This window comes from Blautia sp. AF19-13LB, assembly GCF_003479105.1.
Classification (GTDB): Bacteria; Bacillota; Clostridia; order Lachnospirales; family Lachnospiraceae; genus Fusicatenibacter; species Fusicatenibacter saccharivorans.
Genome location: NZ_QUGO01000029.1, coordinates 1 through 23,393, shown reverse-complemented (window position 1 = coordinate 23,393; position 23,393 = coordinate 1). Strand labels below are relative to the sequence as shown.

Annotated in this window: 22 protein-coding genes; all 22 read right to left on the bottom strand. The window is 36.2% G+C overall.

Annotated elements, in window-relative coordinates:
• Positions 1 to 741: 741 nt before the first annotated feature.
• Positions 742 to 2,235 carry a TIR domain-containing protein gene (locus DWX32_RS18025; protein WP_118660792.1) on the bottom strand — a complete coding sequence of 498 codons (1,494 nt, stop codon included), beginning with the start codon at positions 2,233 to 2,235 and terminating at the stop codon, positions 742 to 744.
• A 1-nt stretch (position 2,236) separates the two neighbouring features.
• A complete protein-coding gene (locus DWX32_RS18020) occupies positions 2,237 to 5,329 on the bottom strand; it encodes an ATP-binding protein (protein WP_147398324.1) in 3,093 nt (1,030 codons plus the stop codon).
• Between the two features lie 122 nt (positions 5,330 to 5,451).
• On the bottom strand, positions 5,452 to 6,558 hold the full coding sequence (locus DWX32_RS18015) for a UvrD-helicase domain-containing protein (RefSeq protein WP_118660788.1): 1,107 nt from the start codon (positions 6,556 to 6,558) through the stop codon (positions 5,452 to 5,454).
• On the bottom strand, positions 6,552 to 8,189 hold the full coding sequence (locus DWX32_RS18010; RefSeq protein ID WP_118660786.1) for an ATP-dependent nuclease: 1,638 nt from the start codon (positions 8,187 to 8,189) through the stop codon (positions 6,552 to 6,554). The genes DWX32_RS18015 and DWX32_RS18010 overlap by 7 nt, the downstream gene beginning before the upstream one ends.
• 91 nt (positions 8,190 to 8,280) lie before the next feature.
• Positions 8,281 to 9,093: a hypothetical protein gene (locus tag DWX32_RS18005; protein ID WP_118660784.1), complete on the bottom strand. Its 813-nt coding sequence runs from the start codon at positions 9,091 to 9,093 to the stop codon at positions 8,281 to 8,283.
• Positions 9,094 to 9,319: 226 nt separating this feature from the next.
• Entirely contained in the window at positions 9,320 to 9,970 is a 651-nt protein-coding gene (locus DWX32_RS18000; RefSeq protein WP_118660782.1) for an RloB family protein, read from the bottom strand.
• A gap of 2 nt (positions 9,971 to 9,972) precedes the next feature.
• Positions 9,973 to 11,235, bottom strand: a complete 1,263-nt coding sequence (locus DWX32_RS17995; RefSeq protein ID WP_118660780.1) for an AAA family ATPase — start codon at positions 11,233 to 11,235, stop codon at positions 9,973 to 9,975.
• A 167-nt stretch (positions 11,236 to 11,402) separates the two neighbouring features.
• Positions 11,403 to 11,726: a TfoX/Sxy family protein gene (locus DWX32_RS17990; RefSeq protein WP_118660778.1), complete on the bottom strand. Its 324-nt coding sequence runs from the start codon at positions 11,724 to 11,726 to the stop codon at positions 11,403 to 11,405.
• A gap of 8 nt (positions 11,727 to 11,734) precedes the next feature.
• Positions 11,735 to 12,484, bottom strand: coding sequence for a VOC family protein (locus tag DWX32_RS17985; RefSeq protein WP_118660776.1), 750 nt, complete (start codon positions 12,482 to 12,484; stop codon positions 11,735 to 11,737).
• A gap of 50 nt (positions 12,485 to 12,534) precedes the next feature.
• On the bottom strand, positions 12,535 to 13,395 hold the full coding sequence (locus DWX32_RS17980; RefSeq protein WP_158579615.1) for a helix-turn-helix domain-containing protein: 861 nt from the start codon (positions 13,393 to 13,395) through the stop codon (positions 12,535 to 12,537).
• Between the two features lie 24 nt (positions 13,396 to 13,419).
• Positions 13,420 to 14,055: a GyrI-like domain-containing protein gene (locus DWX32_RS17975; RefSeq protein ID WP_118660772.1), complete on the bottom strand. Its 636-nt coding sequence runs from the start codon at positions 14,053 to 14,055 to the stop codon at positions 13,420 to 13,422.
• A 3-nt stretch (positions 14,056 to 14,058) separates the two neighbouring features.
• Complete coding sequence (locus tag DWX32_RS17970; protein ID WP_118660770.1) at positions 14,059 to 14,622, bottom strand: GNAT family N-acetyltransferase; 564 nt, start codon at positions 14,620 to 14,622, stop codon at positions 14,059 to 14,061.
• Positions 14,623 to 14,707: 85 nt separating this feature from the next.
• Positions 14,708 to 15,628 carry a helix-turn-helix transcriptional regulator gene (locus DWX32_RS17965; protein ID WP_118660768.1) on the bottom strand — a complete coding sequence of 307 codons (921 nt, stop codon included), beginning with the start codon at positions 15,626 to 15,628 and terminating at the stop codon, positions 14,708 to 14,710.
• Positions 15,629 to 15,643: 15 nt separating this feature from the next.
• Positions 15,644 to 16,441, bottom strand: a complete 798-nt coding sequence (locus DWX32_RS17960; RefSeq protein ID WP_118660766.1) for a hypothetical protein — start codon at positions 16,439 to 16,441, stop codon at positions 15,644 to 15,646.
• Between the two features lie 74 nt (positions 16,442 to 16,515).
• A complete protein-coding gene (locus tag DWX32_RS17955; protein ID WP_118660764.1) occupies positions 16,516 to 16,926 on the bottom strand; it encodes an ASCH domain-containing protein in 411 nt (136 codons plus the stop codon).
• A 46-nt stretch (positions 16,927 to 16,972) separates the two neighbouring features.
• Positions 16,973 to 17,473, bottom strand: coding sequence for a kinase (locus tag DWX32_RS17950; protein WP_118660762.1), 501 nt, complete (start codon positions 17,471 to 17,473; stop codon positions 16,973 to 16,975).
• Between the two features lie 22 nt (positions 17,474 to 17,495).
• Positions 17,496 to 18,092: a phosphoribosylglycinamide formyltransferase gene (gene purN / locus DWX32_RS17945; RefSeq protein ID WP_118660796.1), complete on the bottom strand. Its 597-nt coding sequence runs from the start codon at positions 18,090 to 18,092 to the stop codon at positions 17,496 to 17,498.
• Positions 18,093 to 18,251: 159 nt separating this feature from the next.
• Positions 18,252 to 20,120, bottom strand: a complete 1,869-nt coding sequence (locus tag DWX32_RS17940; RefSeq protein WP_226906869.1) for a MobA/MobL family protein — start codon at positions 20,118 to 20,120, stop codon at positions 18,252 to 18,254.
• Entirely contained in the window at positions 20,117 to 20,659 is a 543-nt protein-coding gene (locus DWX32_RS19925; RefSeq protein ID WP_173815382.1) for a hypothetical protein, read from the bottom strand. Before DWX32_RS19925 ends, DWX32_RS17940 begins: the two co-directional genes overlap by 4 nt.
• An 8-nt stretch (positions 20,660 to 20,667) precedes the next feature.
• The gene (locus tag DWX32_RS17930) at positions 20,668 to 21,606 is read right to left on the bottom strand and encodes a ParM/StbA family protein (RefSeq protein ID WP_118660758.1); all 939 of its coding nucleotides are present in this window, start codon (positions 21,604 to 21,606) and stop codon (positions 20,668 to 20,670) included.
• Between the two features lie 18 nt (positions 21,607 to 21,624).
• Entirely contained in the window at positions 21,625 to 22,002 is a 378-nt protein-coding gene (locus DWX32_RS17925; RefSeq protein ID WP_158579614.1) for a TnpV protein, read from the bottom strand.
• A gap of 19 nt (positions 22,003 to 22,021) precedes the next feature.
• Positions 22,022 to 23,044, bottom strand: a complete 1,023-nt coding sequence (locus tag DWX32_RS17920; RefSeq protein ID WP_226906385.1) for a ParB/RepB/Spo0J family partition protein — start codon at positions 23,042 to 23,044, stop codon at positions 22,022 to 22,024.
• Between the last annotated feature and the right edge of the window lie 349 nt (positions 23,045 to 23,393).

Here is a 23,393-nt window from a genome sequence, read left to right as displayed (position 1 = left end):
GGATGTAGTAGTGAATTTATCACAATTTAAATGACGACTTGCAAGTCGCACACTATGACCTCTGCTGACTTCTGTGCGTTCAGCATTGCTTTATGCAATGGTTACCTCTTTCAAGGCGTACCGCACAGACCTCCCTAGGTACCACACGTTTCTTCCTCTCCATCCATCTGCCTCATTTATCATGCATGATTCCGTGTAGTTATTGGGCTTCGATTTGATATGCAACCTTACCCTCATGCATAACCTCATATAAGATTTCTGTCCGTCAGACCAGAGATTTGCCCGTGAGTTAGTATGTTCCTCACATCCAGCTTCCTTCAGATTCCATCTCACGATGGACACCCTTGCTTTCGGCTATATCCTTCCCACTACCGGGCGGATTCGGGGCTTTAACCCGTTAGAAACGTGCGCCGCTAGGTGCACATAGTCTAATAGCAGTTGTTGCGGAAATTGCAACAACTGCTCAAAAAGTCTTGATTTTTCATCACTGATGACCCATAGTGAGCATCGGTGTACCCACGGAAACTCGCGATACCCGTGTGCGTAGAAAAATTCATACATGCCCCACCCATTATATAAATACAGTAAAAGTTGTATCAACTCCCTAATAGTAACGCTTTACATATATGTATCTATATTTCCTTGTGGAATATGGAAAATTATTACAAACCACTACACATTTTAAGACAGACACTTAACAAACAAATATGCACTCTCACAATATTAATCTTATATCTATATTTAAATATGTACATAGGGAATATCCCCATGATTCATATTTCCCACATATCCTAATTCAATAATTCTAGAAGAAAAATTTTCAAGTATTTTATATAATTGTTCTACCATCTCTTTAGTATAATAATTTGTTTCTTCGCTTTCAGAATTGAATACACCAATTATTTTTCCACCATATTTAATTGGTAATACTAATTCTGAACGTGTCTGAAAAACTGCACAATAATAATCTTTTTCTTTCTTTACATCATCTATTAAAATATTATTTCCTGTTACATACGATTTTGCCATAAGCCCGTCCATAGCAACCAAGCGATATCTTTGTTTATACAGCACAATATCATCTGCAAACACCATTAATCCTGTTTGATGGCTATCTGTCTTTACTCCTAACGCAATTTGATTATAATCAGTTCTCGTTACATTATGTAATCTCTCAATAGCATTCTTTAACAAAATATCAAATCGGTGGCACATATCAAAGATATTCAAACAGTAATCTGGATATATCCATTCAATTAATTCTTTAAAATCATTCTCATACAACTTCTGAAAATTTTTACCATTTTCATCAGACAAAAACTGTAAAAATTCTCCCATATCCTTTCTATATATTTGTCCAATAATCTTAAGATCTTTTGTTGCTTCACTAGTTGCTTCATAATCTCCTATATTACTCATCATTTGCTGTAACTTATCAAACTTTTCTTTCCAAAACCCAATATATTCAAGTCTTGCCTCAGCACCTCCATAAATATTGGGTCCTATTTTTTCAGGAATATTTTCGCCATAATACTTTCTTTCATTTTCACTCAACACAACAAACAATAATTTATCTTTATAATGATGGTCCTTAATTATTTCCCCTACTTCATACATACACGCTTGTCTCTTTAAGTATGTATCACTTACAACAGTTAGAACATAATCATGTTCTTGAATTGTATCCATAAATTCCTTAAAGCTATCTTTATACTTTAACCCTGTATAACGTGAAACCTTAATCTTATCTTGCAATTTTTCACGAATCTTGTCTTCAATAATATCCACTATAGGTGTGTCACACTCCGTATATGAAATAAACAAAGTCGATAATCTTTTTGCTTCCTCTATTTGTCTTACTTCTACACTATTGTTTTGAAAGCAATAATATACATTATCCACTAATATCTTTTGTTTCGCCCTCTCAACTTTGATAACAAAAATATTTTTTCCTGAAACATTAACATATCCGTATCCAAATTGACAAGTGCCATCTAAATTCTTGTCTACAGAATTCATAATAGATTTCATATCAAATGCAAGCTGAAGACCCTTTGGCTTCAATAGCCCATTATCCTTTTCAACCCCAACTAATATATACCCTCCATTAACATTGGCTAATCCACATATGAATTTTGCCAATTCTCCTGGGCGTAGTTCCAAGGCTCTACATATCAAATTTTCAGTCACACTATTGCATATAATATTTTCAATTTCCTTTTCATTTAGTCTCATGTTATATTCCTCTCAGCGGTATTCTATTAAGTCCGGTTAGTTTAATCATCTTTCCAAATGTGATTTTCTGTGGTTCACTCTTTCCATCCTCTACCCATAGTTCCCAATCCATTGTATAATCCAGCAAATCTTTTTCTGTCTCATAATATATTCGAACTTCTCCACCATCAGACGGGCGTGCCAATAAAAAGATTTCTTTTCCATCTTTCTTTATGATAAATATTGTATTGGCTATTTGACGCATTTCAGTAATGTCATACTCTTCTTTACTATTTAAATGCAAAAGAATATTATTTTTTGACCGCTCTAATATAGTTTGAAGATACTCATATGTACCTGCATCATGCTTTGAATTTCTGATATACTTACTTGCAAAATCCGGGTAGGAGAAGGCTTTTTCCAGTGCATCTTCAGAATCAATTCCCAATTGTAGCAATACCTCTTCTGTTAATTCAATTCTATCATCACTAACTTCGGTACATTGTTCCTGACTTTTGCCAATAAGCTCCTCCAACTTTTCCGGACTGGATATGTTGTACTTTTCCATGAGTTGATTAAATGTCTCTGCCTGCTTGATAGTTCTAGCAATTTCTTCATCGTCATAAAGATAATGCTTGTTTTCACACAAATTTGGCAAAATGCTCCTTGCCTTTTCCTCATTGTCACATATCCACACCAATAATCTTTTAAAATATGTTCTTACTTCCTCCTCTTTAGAAGTTCTGTTTTGATTAACATATTTTATAATAACCTGAGATACATCTATATCATTTTTCCATCGGCTTTCCGGCAATTCCAAATAAATGTTTTTCATAAGCAAGTCTGACTTGATGTCATATCCTGCACAAACAGCTAAATCTTTTAGCGTTTCATCCATTTCATTGTCCAAAAATATGTCATCCTTTATCATGAACCTACCATTCTGATTCGGTAAGATCGGCTTCGTAGATTTATTTATAAGATTATCATAGCCTTGTCCTAAAACAAATTCTACAAATTGTGCCAATAATCTCACTGCTTCATCAAAAGATATTTCCATATATTCTGCAAATTTCTGAATACATTCACACTCACTAATTCGGTCTGCCACACGAGTTATTGTATGTTTCAATGCATCCTGCAATATTCTCTCAGAAATTACCGACACCTTTATCATTTGATTATCCATTTTCAAAATTGCATTTGCAAATTGACATATTTGCCTATGTATTACTAATCTATCATTTTCCCCTGTATACATATATGCCATACGAAACAATACATTGCTTTTAAGTTCCTTCTCTGCATCATCCAACTTATCTTCAATAAGTTTTAAAATCTGCTCATTACCATATTCTTCGAATTGAAACCAATCTCTGTTTCTGAACTCCAAATCAAGCAACCAATCCCTACAATCAATTCCAAGAAACTTTAGAATCTCCTTATATTCATTTAAGATATCTTTATCAAAATATAAATTTGTCGTGCAAGAAAATATACCATTTTGATTTGGAATAATATTAATCCTCTCTGACGCAATATATGTCTGAAAACTTTTATTCTCTTCTATCAGATTAAAAAACTGCGATAACCATGAATGCCAATCAGTTCCTCTCATGTATTCCTGAAGTTTTACAACATTCCCATACTCCTCTATCTGCTTTATCAATGATTTAAAATTGTACTTATTACAATTATTCCACAGGGAATTATACCAATTGTGCATATCTTCCCTACACGGAATCTTTTCTGGCATTATAACACTAAGCAAATCCCATTCTTTTTCACGTATTTCCTCTTTGGATTCAGAAATTATAAATACCTGTTCATATTCAAAATCATCTTGCAATGCCATCATTGATCCATTACCGGTACAGATAATCGGTGTGTGCAAAATAGTATACTTACAATTATTGACAATATCCTCCAACCATTCATTGTCATACCAATTTTTGCTACCATACGAATTGATTTTTGTTATGTTATAGATTCCGTTCCATCTTTTCTCTGCTACATACTCTAGTAACTTTTTATATAATTCACATGCCCTTTCAATAATATCTCGATTTTGCTGTATTTCATCATCAATCTTTGACCTTGACTGACATGTCAAAAAAATGCCATCTCTGGGTTCTGTCGGATTAAAATCTCTGGCACAGACTAACACTGGAAATGGGAAATCTTCTGTTCCGATTAAAGGGAAATCGCAAAACAACCTTGATTGCTGCTTTGCATAAGGCATGATATACCATCCACTTTCTCCGCCTTCTAAAGCAATAGATATTGTTGTATTCTCTTCTGTTAAATTTAAAATATATATCTTCTTAGTTTCTGTACTTGATACATATATGATTTCATGAACTAATGAATTAGCTAAACCACAATTGTATTGCCTGCTATATTTATAATTTTCTCCTGTAGCTTCAAGTGTAATCTCCTCTATATCACTAAGCATTGACAAGACAAATGGTGCTGACACTCTCAAATTCTCAATCCCTTGCTGAGCCACCTCAATCCCATCCTCATCAAGTTCGTACTCAAATATGGTATTATATGCATATTTATCATAGTCACTTACCAGCATTGACTGACATTCCTGCAATTGACTCACAGCTTTTTCCAATGCCGCAATAATTTCTTTTTTATCATGACCAGTCCTATCCAATGAAATCCGAAAGCGAGAGTAATTCTCAGGTTCTGTCTCTAAAATACCTGATATATTAACTATCTCTGATAATAAATGTGTTGTCAGAAATCCTGTTCCAAACTTCCCACTGGTTCTTTCCGTTTCATCATCTCTATCCTTTGATGAAGATTGATTGATAAGTGACATGACATTTGCAAGAGAAAATGCTCTTCCATTATGTCTGAAAATAACCCTTTTATTACTTTCATCTAAATCAATACGAATTTTTACCTTGCCGCTATCATTGCAAACATCCTTTGCATTTTGACACAATTCCCAAATCCATCTCTTAACGCTATCCTCATTATTGTTATAACGTTGTCTCTGAAGTAATTGCAATATACGATTAGCAGCTCCTGTTCTCAATGAATTATTATCTTCTTCTTGTATATTTCTTAGAAATTGTTCTTTATCCATATCTTCTCCCACAAAAAGACCTCATGCCTTTTTTAATCGACATGAGGTTTCAATACATTATAAATCCGTTCTATTATCACATCGATTTCAAACTGTTATTATATTTGTATCAATTATTCAACATATACACCCAATTATTGATACTTTTCCACACCTTCAATACTTATTTTCTCATCATAATCAAAAACAATTCCCACGCTATATCTTGCTCTTGTAATTGCAACGTAAAATTGAGACTTTGTTTTCGGTTGCAATGTCTTTGAATGGTCCTTCATCCAGCTTCTCATTGTTCCAGTTGGATAAATCAAGACTCTATCATATGTTAATCCTTTAGCCTCACCCATATTTATTACTGCATATCTATCATTCACTTTTACTGTTCTCTTCTCCCTAAGTTGCATTGGCTTAAATTCTTCTAAATATGCATCAACATCATCTGGTCTTACTAAAAAAACTCCGTCATGCCCTGTAACCGCAAATTGCTTTGTTCCAGTTTCACCATATTCTTCATACAACTGCGATGAATATGAACAAATACTTTGGTTATTTCTGTAAGAATCATTCAAAGTCTCTTTATCAATAATGCAACCTGGTTTTTTGCACTCAGTTTTAATAAATTCTTCTATCTTACCATTTGCATATTTCTTATACTTTGCTTCGTTATGCGTATGATATGTTACCTGTCTGGGGTCTCCTACCATTGTCACATCACACTCCGCTTGCAACAGACTTTTTATGATGTCTAAATCATATCCCGCTAAATCTTGAATTTCATCTACATATATCTTAGGATAAATCCTGCTAATTCTTTGCGAAACTCTGCCTTTAGTTTCCTTTTCACAACGGCATACAAATTTTGCAATCTTATCTGAATACATTTTCATCCCATCCGTGAAATAGAATTTTCTATAGTCATCTTCTGCAAAATATACCGGACCATATTTCCCATCATATTTTTTCCCAGACTTTTCATTGACTAATATCATGCCGTTAATCTTATCATCTAAGACCACTCCCTGAAATGGTCGAACCCCGTGCTGCAAAAGAAAAGAGTACCATGTTTGTATGATAACATTATGCGGAACAAAACCATTGAGTTCTACAATTTTTTTTCGGATTTCCAATTCATTAGCAATAGTGTATGTTGTTATTAATACACTGTCCGATTGTTGCATCGCTTGTCTGACCAAATATGTAGTTTTACCAGATCCTGCAGCCGCAATTATCAATCTATTTACCATCTGATAGCCTCCAAAATATATTCCGGTATTTCTATCTGTTCAGAAGATTCGAATATTCTCAATGCGCATTCTGTTTTGTTATGCTTCATAAATTTCCTCAAATCATCCTCATTTGTATAATCAGTACCGAAAATTTGATTTAACTTATCTAAGCCATTAACTTTCAGCAGTTTCGGTTCCAAAGTATTGTAATTATAATCACTCTTGCCAATCTTAAGTGTCCCTGTATCCACAACGTCATCAACACATATCTTTATATATTCTTTCCGCTTTGCACCTATATAATTTGCATACTTTTTGTTAATAGCTGCCATATCACCATCGTTATCTGTAACAACTGCAATTTTTGTTTGAATACAATCTGCAATCTCAAGGAAACGCAAAAATGATACACCCACGGAAATCACTTCTATTCCATCCTCTATCGGCAAACGCCCATCATTAAGTTGCATATATGCTTTCTGAATCACCAGTTCATCCGAATCTCCTTCACACAAGATGGTTTTCTTACATAAAATCATTCGTAACGTATCATAACCAGCCACCTTCTTAAAGAAATTATATGTATCTTCCGGCAACTCAGAAAATCTTGTAATTCTCAGGTTATCAAGCAGCATCACTTTTCCTAACCCTAACTTATTTGCGACGAAACTACTATGCGTTGAAATAAGTATTTGTTTTTCTGCATATTGTTCCGAAATACATTTAATCAACTGATTCAATCTTGTATGTGACAAATGATTTTCTGGTTCTTCTAACAAAATAATACTTGCATTTTGCGAAGTACGTTTTGCTAATGCCAGTTCTGTCTTAACAACACATTGCTCTCCTTTTCCTACATAATGAAATGGTATCTCATCCAATTGTGTAACAAGACTATTTTCCCAAGCATTCTTTGTAACCAATTCTACAGATAACGCAATCTTTTTGTCTGTCAAACTAGCATCTTGATTTATTTTATTATTAATAGCCTCTATTGATGGATCATTAATAAAAGTATCCCTCATTTTTCTATGTGCTTGTGCAATAGATGTTATATCTTCCGGTTCCAATGAGCCTTTTATAATTCTCGACAAATACAAATCATTTCCACTTTGATATCTATATTCAGATGAATCAATCAAACATGATTTATAAGGTATGCTACGTGTTGTAATTATATCTCTGGCAAAGGTTGTCCAAGTGATATCATAATATTCAATCGGCAAGCTTTTAACATCTCCCTGTTGGACTAATGCTTCATATTCATCTGCATATTTGTCATTAAATGCAATTTTGAAACAAAATCCTTCTGCACTGTTATCTTTATCTGAATTCGCATCACCATTCATCAAAGGATTTTCAGCTCCACCAAAGAAAATTTCTATTGTTATGTATGGAAGTTCAATAGGGGCTGTATTTAACGATGTAATATACTCATCAACTGCCTCTTTATTAAAAATATACTGTGAAATCTCATTCCATATACTCTTTCCACTAATAATTCCGGTCAGTGCCAAATTTATAGCTTCGAGTATTGTTGATTTCCCTGCTTCATTATCTCCAACAACAATATTCAATCCTTCTTCAAGAGTAATTTCAAAATCTCTGTAACATTTAAAATTATGAATTTTGACTTTTCTAATAAACATTCTGTTACCTCCCAATATTTCACATATACAGTTTTGCAAGGAGCTTCTTTTTATCATAAGAATATATGGTGTTTTCACTCTTCGTTTACAATCACTCATAAATCCATGATTTCATTTCTATGCTTTCCTCTAAAATACTATTTCTACCTTCTTTTCCATACCCATCAGCTTCATATATTACCATGTGTATATATTGCTTGTGTTCTTTCCTTTGATACTTTGTAAAATAGATGCCAATGTTATAGAATCCGCTTCCCTTTTTCACTATTTCCTTATCTGGAATTTCAAAATACTTACTATTACAATTGATTCTGTCTTTGACAATTTCACTCATAGGAGAGTCAAATAGAAAAGTGCGATAGATTGATATTGCTTCCTGATATCTAATCATAGCATAGGGTATATTGTATTTATTAACAGCTTTATAACTATACGCTCGAGAATCCATAAACACCTCATACATATGGTCCATTTCTTTATTCGTTAGATTTACTCCCACTATACCTCTAATATTCTGCTTTATTTTTCTCCAATTCTTTTCGATAATTTCCTTTATTTCTTCAGACTCTTCCGTTTTTGTTCTTATTTCCGTATTTCCCAATGGCGATGGCTTATATAATGAGCAGTTTTTCATCTCTGCTTCATTCCAATATGGAAAACCTTCTACAGCTCGTCCTGTATGCTTCCCATAAAGGGTTACTTTACGGGTTACATTCTGCATCATTTCTTCTCCATACATATTTACAATCTGTATAGGATTTCCGCATTCTGGGCAAATCGCATACAAAGAAAGTCTTTTATCCTTTTTTGTTCTGTAGTAAGGATACTCATGGCATGTCTGTTTTTCAAATTCATCTACCGAAAGTTTCAGTGCTTTTCCTTTTTCTATTGCAAAAACATCCATATCATCATACCTCCACATATTCAATCTGTCATTCTTCTCTACTCTTTACCAATTCATAAAACTATTAAGTATTGCCATCCCGCCATAGAACAAATCGAACATAAAAATCTGAGATTTCAGAGTTCTACTTGCGTTATAGTATATCAATAAGTAACATATTATCTATTGCTTTGATAAACATTCAACATCTTTACCCTTTCTAAGTCATTTTACGGATTTACATTTCCTACACATATACTGTCTTACCCTTTATCTCCCCCACCAGCTCATGCACCGTCGTACAAGGACACATTTCTGATGGCTTTGTCTTACCTTCTCTTTTACACTGTTCCAGTTTCTGCTGTGCTATCTGGATTGCCTTTTCCTCGTCACCAGCTTTGCAGAGTTTTCCATACATCTGCTCATCTGCCTTGGAATACTTTTGCCCGGTCTTGGTTTCATACACTCGTCCAAAATCTGCGCAACAAGTCCAAGATTCTTGGATTGCCGGCATGGAACCAAAATAGGCATACATCCATATTTCAAAACATGGATTAGACCAGCCCGCTTGTACTCCTTTATCCTCTGCCTCTTTTATAATCTCATCAAACCCTTGTACTTGGTCTCTGTCAAACACAATCCAAGGAATACGATATTGTGCATCATAAGCAGTGAGTTCCAAACATTTATCAATCATGGTACGAGTCTTTGTTTCTACCACCTTTATTACAAGCTTATTTCTCACATCTTCCGGCAATGCCTGATGAAGACCAGTAAAGAAGCAGCATTCCGTAGCCTCTGTATCCGTAACAATCAAATAGTAGCCCAATTCCGGCACCTTGAATTGTTTTCTCTGGTCTCTCTTTTTTCTATTACCTGTTCTGTCCTTTTTCGCCATACTCAATCCTCCTTAAAAATATCAATACTCCTTAAGGTAGGAATCGCACCGTACTTTCCAATTAGGTAATTCTTCTCATAGCTTTCATCCTTACGGATACGAGAACCATCCTCATCCACGAAGTCAGCCAATGAGTAAAGTGTGGATACGCCTCTTTCATCCTTTTCCACAAACCAGATTTCGTCACGACGCAACAACTGGTTAGACAACTGCCATGTATCGTGGGTTGTAAATACAAGTTGTGCATGGTTAGTGTTTATCTCCGGATTCAAGAATGTAAGCAGGAAATTCCTTACAAGTAACGGATGCAAACGTGCATTTAATTCATCGATGAAGAATACGCTCCCCTTCTCCAACACTTCTTGCAATTCCGGATATAACGCAAACATCTTCAAGGTTCCAGCGGACTCCAATCCTAGAGGAATTTCCGCCATTTCATCAGAATCAATCATCTTGTGTAGTGCGTTAATCTTGTATCTTTCTTCCTTACTTTCAGCCTCCTGAGGAACCTTTTCAATTCTAAAATCCTTGATATGTTCATCAAAGGATGCGAAATATTCCACAACTTTCTGCTGCACATCCTTATCTTCCACAAATCCTTTAGGCAATCTGCGTGACATAAAGAAATTAGTAAAAGGGTCCCCAAAATCAGCAAACTCATTAGCAAGGAACCAATCCCTGATTGCCTTACACTTACCAATCTTAAGCTTTGCTCCCAAAGATATAATAAGCACCTGCTTTTCCAATGCCACCTGAATATTATCCCTGCTACTCTTAGGAAAACCGGACAAATCAAGCTCCTCGTCTGTAGTTCCACGATAAAATACAGTGCTGTACTTTCTTGCAGTCTTTGCCTTGGAATTAAGCCACTCTTCCGTTACACCTTCCTTGTTGATACAGAAACCATAGTTATAAGTTCTTTCAGACTTATCACCATGCAATGTGAAATACACTTCAAAGCTGGATTCTGCTTCAGCAGATGTGGAATCAAACAAAAACGGAGTCGGTCTGAACTCCTCAAACTTTTCCTCTTCATCCCCATACTTAAAAGAATCTGCAACATAATCAGACATATATTCAAAAGCATTATATATATTAGACTTTCCGCTTGCATTTGCACCATAAATGGCAGCAACCGGCAAAATCTTCTCGCTACCAACAGTCACCACTCTGTCTGAAAACTCAGTCACCTTTGCCGCAGACAAATCCAAAGTAGCCTCTTCTCTGAATGATTTGAAATTTTTGAAATTAAATTGAATTAACATGATTGCTACCTCACCTTCTTTTCTACTTTCTATTATATACAGTTTTTCTCAAAAATCAACGTTTATATGTGAATTTATCTCACTTATATGTATTTTATTTTTTAAATTTAAAAATCACCCAATTTACATCATCGTAAACTGAGTGACTTTTTACATTTGACCACATTTTATGCTTTTTTCTTTTTTGGTTTTCTCTCTGGTAATTCCGGATACATTTCTTCCACCATATTTTGCAAGCTAGTTCTATCCTCCAAAATAGTTACCGGTAACATAGGTTTTGCACCTTCATACGGTGGTTCCGGTTCACTGTCCGGCATAAACTTCTTACTGGTCTCTGTAATCTTTACAAGAAAACCATTACCATAAATCCCACCAAATATCCGTTCTTTATAGTAAAAAATATATCCACCCATCATAGGAATGTTTCGTACATTTCCTAAATCAGATAGTTGATCCATTATGTAATCTGCAATCTCTTTATTCTTTGACATAACTACCTCTATTCCTTTTTCAATGTTTGTACCCTCATTGCTATATTTTCTTTAAATTCTTCATCAGAAAACTTTGGCTCTCTGGTATCAAACCATAACTTACAAGGTATTTCCCCACATTCTCCACAATTCTGCATACACTTATTATTTCTGACACAGTCATAAATCGGACAAGCTTTTCCTTCCGGTGCATGAAAAACTTTTCCCTTACAGGAATTACAGCCATTGCACATCTTGCCAAAACAATAACACGCACTACAATCCGTGCCACAGACACTTATCAATTCCTTTTGATACTGGTCGTACCAACCTCTGACCACCTCAATCGGATGTTGCACTAATTTAGCTGTTTCCTCTATGGTTTTACCTGATTCAAACTGCTTACAGGCAACAGAATACATACTCTCCGAAACCTCTATCAAATGTCCATCCGGGTCAAATATATGAATTCCTCTTTGAAGCCAGGAAAAAGTTTTCGGCTCATGAAGTCTTTCCACTTGTGGATAAGAATCCAGCAATTGTATAAAAGCATCAAAATCTTCTGTCTCAAAATACAACTCCATGGTATTGGAACGAAATTTCATTGTACTGGCATCAAATCCAGCTATATGCTCCAATCCCTGCTGCAATGCTAATCCACAAGTCAAAGTTTTATTTTTCCCAAAATCTACAAGTACATCTTGCTGAAATAAATCCTTATAAAACTGCAAAGATTTTTCCATATCTCGTACTGCTATTACGGTGGTACAGTATTTCATAGTTTTTCATCCTCTCCTGCCTGTCAGAATTTGAAACTATTATACTAAATTCAAACGAAAACATCTTGTATATTTCCGACATCCTTAAAAGCCATTATTCTTGCATTATGTATATCCATAGAATGGTATCTCTTGAATTCCCGTAATAAGTGTGATTGGTCTGTATATCCAAATTTGTAAACCGCACTTAACACATCAAAATCCGGCTCACACAAAATATCTCTCCATAGGAATTGATATCTTATCAGATTGCTTAACTTTTTAGGCGTAATGCCAACATACTCATGAAACAATCGCTCCAACTGTCTGGTACTCACAAAGGATTTCTTTGCCAATTTTGCTATATCCAAAGAACCTTTATTTATCAAAATGTTCTGTATTGTATCGTTAACAACCGTATTTTCTCTCACATCAGATAATCTTTTAAGCAATGCTTGTTCGGTAAATGAAATCTTTTCCTGTAAGGTTTTTAGTTCCAACAGTTTGGGGCGAATAATCTTGTCCAACCATTCAAACCTTGAATCCACATCAAAGTATCCATTCATGGTGGATTGCAATGAATCATCGCAAAATGCATATGCACTCCACGCATAAAGTCGAATAGCATAGGTTGATACCATATGACCTATGGTTCCGTTGCCATGTGCATGGAAACTGCAATCATTTACCCCACAGAGTCCTCCGGTTACGGTATTATCGGTATAATCTATATGATAAATAATATCCACACAAGTATCCGGAATTACTAATTCCGGTGCATCACTATTTTCGATTTGTATAAGTGTTTTTTCTGTTCCCCAATAACATCGGATGTAGGATTGCAATTCTTTAGAAGGGGAAATTTCTGTATAAAAGCTATTTCTTTTGAATGGAGTTGCCGTCAAAGGGCGATAAATTATTGAATTGTTCATATCCCACAACTCCTTTCGCATAAATTACTCTTTTCTTCTAATCGGATGTCTAATTACTGTTTTCCACTTCTCCGGTGCAATCTTCCTTGCATCAGACATATATATTTCATGATGTAAACGCTTTTCATTTATATCATTTACATATCCATTTTCTTCTAAGAACGCATCCATAATCTTCACAGACTCCGGCTCATTATCAAATGGTCCTATATGCATCATCTGAACACATAATCCTTCGTCTATCGTCAAAAATTCTGCTTTGCTGCAGTCTAACTTTTTCTTTTTGGTCGCAGTATCTACCGCCCAATCAAAATCATTCTTTGTAACAAAGTCAGGTAATCGAATCACAGAAATCCAGTTAAAAGAATCCTTGTTCCCATAGTCTGCGCCTCTTACATTGTCTTGCCACCAGAAACCTTCCAAGGGTGGAACTACGTATTCAAAAAATCCTTTTATCTTGTAATCTGATTTGTAACTCATCTTCAAAGTATATGCAACCGCATACAATACACCTATTGCCTGTTGGTACTCGCCATCCGGAGTATTCGGATTACCTTTCCCTCCGACAGCAATATAATTAGCCGTCGGAACATTGACTATTTCAGGTTTATTCTTAGGCATATAAAATTCTTTGTATTCTTTCTTGAAATCAAAAGTCATTCCTTACACCTCCCGAACATAATATGAATTGTACTTCGTTCCATCATGTCCTATTAAAGCTTCTTCCGACAAACAAAATCCCATATGTTCTAAAGCCTGTATACGCTCTTGGGCAATTGAAACTGCCTTAGTGGCAATCATTTCACAAGCAAACATATCTCTCGTTTCAGGAATAATAATCCCAAGAATATCTTCTATCGTATCTTGTTTTTCATAATCACTTCTCAAATCCAGTCTAAGCAATCCGCAATTATTGAAATAATCCTTTGCCCTTCGGTTAAATAATTCTATTGTACCAATTGCACAGTTAGCATTTTTGTCTATAATAGCCCACCGTGCATAATATCTGTTTTGATATTCTCTCTTCCAAAAAGCAATAGTATCCTTCATTTCTTCAATTGAAGTATAGTAAAAACCATTCACACAATTATCACTGTTAAAAAGCGGTACTGCATCCTTATCGGAATATACCCTAAGCAAATCCTCTGCATCTCCATCCTTAATTTCTCTCAGCAGAAACTTTTCACTTTCCATAACAGGAATTTGTTCATACACATCAATACCCATCTTCTTATCAACCTCCATATCGTAATTTGTTAAACATTAAATAACTTCATTTACATTATCTCACACAAATTACGACATCTATATGTCATAGTTTATCGTATAAAAAAAGAATATCTTTTGCGTAATTAATAATCCTTTCTTTTATATGCTCCTGTTCTATAATCTCGACTTCTTTTCCCTGTGACAAAACAACACCTATCCACCATTGTTCCTTCTCTACAATATGAACTTCCATAATAGAACTACCATCATCACAGTTTTTTATAAGCTGTCCGTTTAAATATTCCTTTATTCTGTGTATCGCATTACCCCGGCATCGCATCCGAACTCTTATGGATATGTCCTTTCCCTGATAGGAATTGTCACAATCATTTAAAATATCCTGTGCCGACTTGTGCTCCTTGGAAAATTCATCTTCCGTTATACAAACATCTTCCATCCGAACCAGCTTATAGGTTCTATAATCCTGTTTCGCCGTATTATAAGCCAACATATACCAAGCATACCATTTGTAAATAACCGCTATCGGTTCTACACAATGTTGTCTTGTTTCTCCACCATTATTTGTATATGTAAATCTAACCACTTGCTTATTCTTAACTGCAGACTGTAAAGTTTGAAGCAATTTCTCATCGCCTTCTCTTAATACAGAAAAATCCAAAATCATACCTATATTACTGTTCTTGGATATGGCTGTTATTTTCTCGTAAATATCATCAGCCACCGGATTATTAGTAACCGTTTTTAATCCATTTATAGCAGTTGCAATATAGGCATATTCATCTTTCGATGCAAGTTGGTTATTCATTTTGAAATCACCTAAAATTTCATATCCACCATTTGTACCGGTAAAAGCACAAATCGGAATACCCGCCTGACACAAAGTATCGATATCCCTCTGAATCGTCCGTACAGATACTTCAAAATGCTTTGCCAACTCCGAGGCGGAAGACTTTCCATGATTTAGCAGATATAAAGTAAGTGCGTATAATCTGTCTGTTTTCATTACTACTTTTTCCTATCATATATTTTTCAAGAAATAAGCTACAATGCCAAGAAATTTCTTAGATAGTCCTATGTAGCCAGCTTTATGTTTTCTGAAATAATTAATAACTGAAATGACAAAATATGATATCACTTGAATAGATAAACTTATAACATAAAACAAAATCAATATAAGTCCCCCAGATACAATCAATTTCAGAAAGAGCATTAATGTATTTGTCTCGTCATTATAATTCATTAAACTCGCGTATGTATTTCCTATTATTGCAAAATCCAGAGGAAGTTCTTGCACTTTCATCCCAGTAATAGTAAAACAGAATCCCAACACGGTGATAATGAAACCTAATGGTAAAAAAGATAATTTAAGAAATTCAATATTGTTGTCCAATATTTTTTCATAATATTGTTCATTTCTTCCACATTTTCTAGCCATTCCGACAAAGTAAAACAATAGATATAAAGCCGATGCTACAATAATACCCATACCATTCTCATTCGGCAATACTAATGCCAACAACGAAATTGCCGTATACGAAAAACAATATGTAAATAATGGTGTTTCATATCGCAAATATAATTCTTTTGGTTGTATTTTTCTCCACAGTTTTACAACTATCGGAATATTCTTGATTTTCGGATATTTTCCACTTATAAAGTGCCCCAGACTTATAAATGAATTGCCAAATATACTATCGTAAACATATCCCGCTATGTATACTACTGAAATTAACATAACGAATAATAAACCAATTAAAAATATCATTATCACTGTTAATGACAACAATTTAATTAATAATTCAAGTAATACATCCATACCTTTTCCTCTGTATCAAAATCATGTTTAATCACTCTTTTTATCAATGAGCTTCTTCTATATCACAAATCTATTTAATCTCCAATAGTTCCTTGGAGTCCGTTTTCCGTCCCGCCAATTCTTCCATTAACAAATTGTCGTTCTGTTATTCTCTCTATTTCAAACGCCACAACACCATACTGCATCTGTTGTTCTTTTGAATAATATTCCTCCATATCTGCTGGATTAGCAGTTGTAAGATTTTCCTCTGTATAACCACATTTTAGCAATGGTAACGCTTGATATAATTCAGTAAAATTCTTAAATATATGTATGCTTTTAACACTTACTACAAGCGGTTCGTCAGTCTTAGTATTGACAAATACTATCTTATCACCTATTTTAATACATTGACGTTTTTCATCATATAATCTAAGTTCATATGTCTTTTCTCCACATAAAATCATACGAAAAGGATTGGGACGTAATTTCATCGTGTGTTTCATATTTGTCTCCTTAATCTAGAACACTCATCAGTTGCTGATACTTTCTCTAAATATACTTTAGCAAATCTGTGTATATCTTTTCAATAATACATTCCGCATCCATTTCACAAGAAATAATTTCTTCCTCAAGAACAGATGAAAAATCTTTTTCCCGCCACCATTGGCGCATATGCTCTTCGCCAAATTCTTGGCTTTTACTCCTTGTTTGATGACGTCTTACGGTTTCCTCAAATGGTATATTAAAATAGTATGAATAAACATTTGCCCCATATAATTCATTAGCCACATTAAATAATGGATTATACCACTCGTCATACATAATTCCTTCTAAAATAACAATGTCACTATGTTCATTTCCATATTTCAAAAGTTCTATCATTAGTGGCAATGCTTTCGTATCTATGCCATCTTTAACCCAAAGCATATTTCTTCTAATTTCATCCTGTGAAATAAGCATTGTATTAAATCCTATCTTTCTTTGTAACGCTCTTGCTACTGTCGTTTTCCCACTACCTGAATTACCTCTAAGTATAACTAATTTTTTCATAGATTCTCCTTATCGTGTCCCATTATTCTCCTAAAGGAATTTTACCGTTCACAATGTCAGCTATGACTTCCACCAAAAATTCATGTTCTCTCTCCAACACCCTCGCTGCTAATGTTTCCAGTGTGTCTCTTTCCAACACGGGTACTGTTGTTTGAGCTACGATTTTGCCGCTATCATATTCTGCATTTACTCTATGAATTGTTACTCCTGTTTCACTTTCTTTTGCCTCAATAACAGCCGTATGCACATTCATTCCAAACATACCTTTACCGCCAAATTTAGGTAGTAATGCCGGATGAATATTAAAAATTCTATTGTTATATCTTTCAAGAACTGATATATGTAACATCCTCATATATCCTGCCAAAAAAATCATATCAACATTATATTTTGACAATACATCTAAAATCTCTGTTGCCAAACTCTCTTCACTTCCTGATTTCTTGGCACTAAGGTGATAGTTTGGGATACCTTCGCCAGCAACTCTTTGTAAAGCCATTGAACTTCCATTGTTACTAATAACAACTGCCACCTTTGCATTAATTTGATTATTCTTACACCCATCCATAATCGCTTGTAAATCACTTCCACCATGGGATGCAAATACTGCTATATTCATAATTGTTTTCTCCATTCTTTGGTTCGATAAAGCTAATGCAGCTACCGTATATATCATAGCATATTACCCACCTTATTTCCTCTGTTTTTTCTCTTACTATTACAGTTATTTTTGCTATAAAAGAGCAGAGGATTACCAAACTTAGTAATCCTCCAAAAACTAACGTGTTCTTCCTCTTTCAATCGACGGAACATTCCCATAATACTGTCCATCCCCCGTCGCTTCAATCTCCGTCCTAACACATTCTTCCTGCCATACCTTGCAAGCCTCCTCATACTTCCGCTTCTCCTCACGCACCGCAAAAAGCTCTGTAAAGAATTCCGCAGCATTAGCATATCCGGCATCCCGAAGCACCTGTGAAAGCTCAGCCTTCATCTTCTCCACCTTTTTATCCAACAGAGTAATCCTCTCCTGCAATTCCCTCCTCTGCTTCTGCTTAAATACTCTGGAACATACAGACAGTTCAATCTCCAGATTGCCCCGCTCCTGTTCAACCGCAAAGATTTCCTTATTCCAACGCTTCAATTCTGCATCCAGCTCCATAATCACTGGATACTTAGACAGCAATAACGGTTCCTTTGGTTTCTTAGGAAGCTGTACCTTTTCCCAAATCTCAACCGCCTGCTCTGGCTCTTCCACCAACACTGGAACTTCTTTCTCTACAACTTTCTCATGAACCACATCCACAATCTTTTTAGCCACTTTAGCTGCTGCAAGTAATACCTTTGATATAAGCAATTCCAATGCCTTAATTGCAAGTCTGATAATATCCCCCAAGAAAGACGGATTATTCCCATATAATTCAATAGAATGCTTGACTTCCTCCGATATCTTTTCTCGCTTCACGCCTAGGATATCCTCCTCGGCAACACCTGAAATCAATGCTCTGTCCACAGTCTGATTCCATCTTGCACGCTCCATATTGTCAGCTTCTATCTCTGCTCCTTTAGGATTGTTTTTACCAATTTTCTTGGTAGCAAGATACATTCCATTCCTATCAAATACCTGAAGTTTATCTTCTTCATTTATGGCACAGACATTAATCAGGTCCGTGTATAAACGCTTTACCTCGTCCAGAAATCCATCAGCCTTAAACAGCTCGTTTTTCGTAGTAAACAGATTCCGCTCATACGCTTCCCCCTTCTTGATAACCTTGCACTTTTTACGGATGTTCCCTGCTTCATCCAAGATTTCCTTCTTGGTACGCCTATGCTTACCTTTCTCGTCATAAAACATATTTCTGGTGGCAATCTTCTCAATAGGTTTATCAAGAAGCTGACGCTCTGCAAATATCAGATGAATGTGGTAATTGGTCTTTCGCTTGTTATGATGCAGTGCTGAGATACATTCCACCTTATAATTCTGCTTAAAATGGTCTGTAAATCGCCTAAGCAAATATTCCGGCTCATAATACACAAAGGATTCCGGCAACGCTATAATCAGTTCCCTTGCCTCAATACACTTTCCCTCAGTCCCACTCTGCCGAAAACTTTCCTGGTTATATTTCGCCAGTTCTCTCCAAAAACTCTGCTCCGAAACCGTAGTATAAGTAGCATACAGATTTTCCTGCTTTGCCTTACTTGATATATAAGTAATTCTGCCAGACACATTGGTCAGCTTATTCATTTGCACAAATGAATTTCTTGGCATTCTAATCATCTCCCTTCTATTGCATAATGTGAGTGGATGCATAGGCATCCGTATACGAACCCACCGCCGTTTCCGGCGTAATAGCCCCCTGCAATGGCGAAATACACAGAGTACAAAACGAAGTATTGTGCGATGGGTGTATTTCGCTCTCAAACGCCGACGGCTGGATAAAAAATCTATCTTTAGCAAATACAGAAAAAGCCACATACCTTCGAAAAGATACATGGCTTCATCAAAGCTAATAGCTGTATTTAATTGGCTACATAATTTGCCGTTTCCGACACCACTTATTCCTACTGCAATTATGGCTACATATTCTTTCACAACTGATGCTACATCGCTTTTATTTACAAAAGCTTTGTAGCCATCTACTATCATTCACCACAAAAACTAAAATCAAGGAACTCGTTAATATCAGGTTCTATCTGATACTTTTTCTCATCCTCCTCAGTGTAATCTCTTTTTTCACATCCATCTCCACCAACCATAGTCTCTTGCCCTTGCTTCGACTCTTGTACGGCTGCTGATACCTGACCTGACATCTGCATTCCTGCTACCATCTGTGGCATTGGCACCTGTTGTTGTACAGGCACCATCCCCTGTAATCCCAACACGGATAAAAGAGACTGCTGTTGCATCATATACATGCCCGCCAACCCCGGCAGATTATCAAGTACCTTTTGCTCTACTGCCTCTACAATTCCTTTTACAAATGTATCCTCCTTCTCCCTCGATTCCAGATAGGGATCTCGTTTGAGAGCAAGATGCCTTGCATAGTAATCATTGATGGCAGCTATAACAAATTCATTCTGAGAGCGGAAGTCCTCCTTCACTTCTTCTGAGTGAAGAATTTGCCATGCTTTTCTTTCCGCTTCTTTTTCCTCATTGAAGCGGAAATTGTGATTCTTTATAGCCATCTAACCACCTACTTTCGATTCTTCTGACGAAGCATCATATAACAGAAGTATTCATACCCCTTGGCATTTGCACAAATATCATGATTATAGGTTGTCCTATCCGGATTGTATTTTCCAAAAATTTCCACCATTTTGGCACCGCCACCCATAACATACAGATTCATCAAATCCTCGTTATACTCGTAATCCCGAAGCTTCTGGAACAATCCCTGTACATACTGTTCAGCAACCTGCTTCATCGCTGATAAATATGCCTCACTTACATCCGCATCGCCATATCTTAAGAAATCATTGATAATTTCATCTGGTAATTTTGTTCCAGTCCTATCCATTATTCGATTCTGAATACGAATAAAGCATTGATTCACACCCAGTTTTTCTGTCCATGACTTGCTTTCAATCGGTCTTCCGTTATTCAGATACATAACATTCATAGTACCGTTGCCAACATCCACCAGCAGATTCATTCCCTTGAAATCCTTCAAATTTTCTGCAACAGCCGCATAGCCCTGTGGCATGACCGTGCAATCCACAATTTCAATCAGATAGTCCACCTTCTTGTATTTCAGTGAAACATATCTTTCTCTGGTCAGATACTTCTTAAAGCTCTCCCTCTGTGCCTGTACCCACTTCAAAGGAAGTCCCACCGCCAGATGAATTCTAGTCTCTGTAAGTCCTCTTGCCTCAAGCTCCTTTGCAATCGCTGCAAGAGTCAGAATATAAGTATCATCATCCTCCTGCTTGTCTGCAACAAAGCCCTTGTGACCTTCACCAATAATATAATAAGAACCATCATATTCGATATACTCCTTACTCAGCACCGGTTCACTGTCACACTTTATAATTCCCGTAGGAAATACTCTGTGGGCGGTTTTCACATTGCCATAACCATTATCCACGCCCAAAATAATAGTTCCGTTCATATTGTATTCTCTAATCTCTCTCATACTAAAATCCTCCAAATTCTAATGATACTGGCGAACAATGTCGCTTAACACGATCTCTTCCGCCATTTGTTTTGCCTGTTCCCGAAGCTTCCACATTTCCATTGTGGAAGCTGAATGCTGTGGCTTATGCTTTGCCAGATACTGACTCACGATTCCTTCCAGCATTTCATAAGCCTCTTCATTTAGCTCAAAAGCTCTGGCACTCAAGGTTCCCATACGAATATGGTGCCTGTACCTTTCTGCATGATTGGATTTCATATAATCTATCCATAACAGACCATATTTTCCAATCCACACATCTGCTTCCTCCGAAACCACAATATTCGGATAAAACACTCCATCCGCCTCTGTATAAGTGCCACCCATTGCTTCATAAGTTGATAATTCTCTGCTCATCGCTACTACCTCCATTCCTTTATCTTGCTCTGCCACGACTGCTGCCAAGGCTTTCCTGCTTGCTGTATTCCTGCTTCTCATACCACTCCTTCAGAAGCTGTTCGATTAAATCCGTCTTCTGCTTTGGTGTATAATCCTCTGGGAAATATTTTGCCAATGCATCTGCACGAAGCTTTATCTGCTCCCGCTGATTGGGCTTTTCTTCCTCCAAAACCATACAAATCGCATCCATATCCAAGGTTCCGTGCTGACTCATTACCTTCAAGCGACACGCCTGTGATAAGCATGGTGTACACTGTTCCAAATCCATAATGGCATGAAGCTCGTACTGCTCCTCTTCCTTCAGATAAGATAGCTCCACAGCCACCGTAAAAGCAATCTTTCCTTCGTTCACCATATCCAGAATCTTAGGAATAAGATTGGTCAGGCGGATATAGCGGGCAATCTGCCTCTGACTTTCTCCCAGCTGCATTGCAAGCTGTTTATTAGAATCAATAGGCATTTGTTCAACTTCTTCGTTCGTCACTTGCCATCTGCCGTTCTCATCATATCCGCATCCCACCTTTGCAAGAGACAACGTTGGATTTTCTACGGACTTTTTGCCAACTTGGCAAGAAGTTAAATCCGTCCTCCTCCCCTGCTGTTTCATTGCCTCCAGCTTCATCTTGTAAGCAAATGCCTTTTCGCTTGGCTTAATATGCTCTCTCTGCAAATTACTATCTACCATAGCAATCACAGCCTCATTATCATCCATTTCCACAACCATTACCGACACTTCCGAAAGCCCTGCCCATTTACAGGCAGCCTTCCTACGATGCCCTGCAATAATCTCATACCCATCTCCATACGGATTAGCACGAACAATTAATGGAACTAGTACTCCCTTATCCTCAATGCTCTTTGCAAGTTCAAACAACGCAGTGTCTTCCACAACATGGAAAGGATGTTCCTTAAAGTCGTGTAAATCACTGATTTTGACGTTTCCCAACCTGACACCATGGTCGTCACCCCATGATGGATACATTTCCTTTATTTCTTTCATTCTCGCATTCCTCCATTCTGAAATCTTAGATATGAAAGCTGACAAAAGAAAGAAGACCGCATGCTTTCACATCCAAAGATGTTGAAAACAAGCGGTCTTGCGACTCTTTTAATATTTAGTTGTTGATGAAAATAATCTCCGAAATAACCTTAAATATTAACTGTAGATTTTTGTGTCCACTCATACCAGTTCCATAACTACTGAAACTTTAATCTCGTGAGAAATCTCCTTTTTACGTCCGATTCCGCCGGTATGATTAAATCTAAAAACCTGTGAAAAGTGCGTAAATTCACAATGTCATTAACTTAAAAGCAGAAGATATTTATTCCGAAATGGATTAGATATCTTC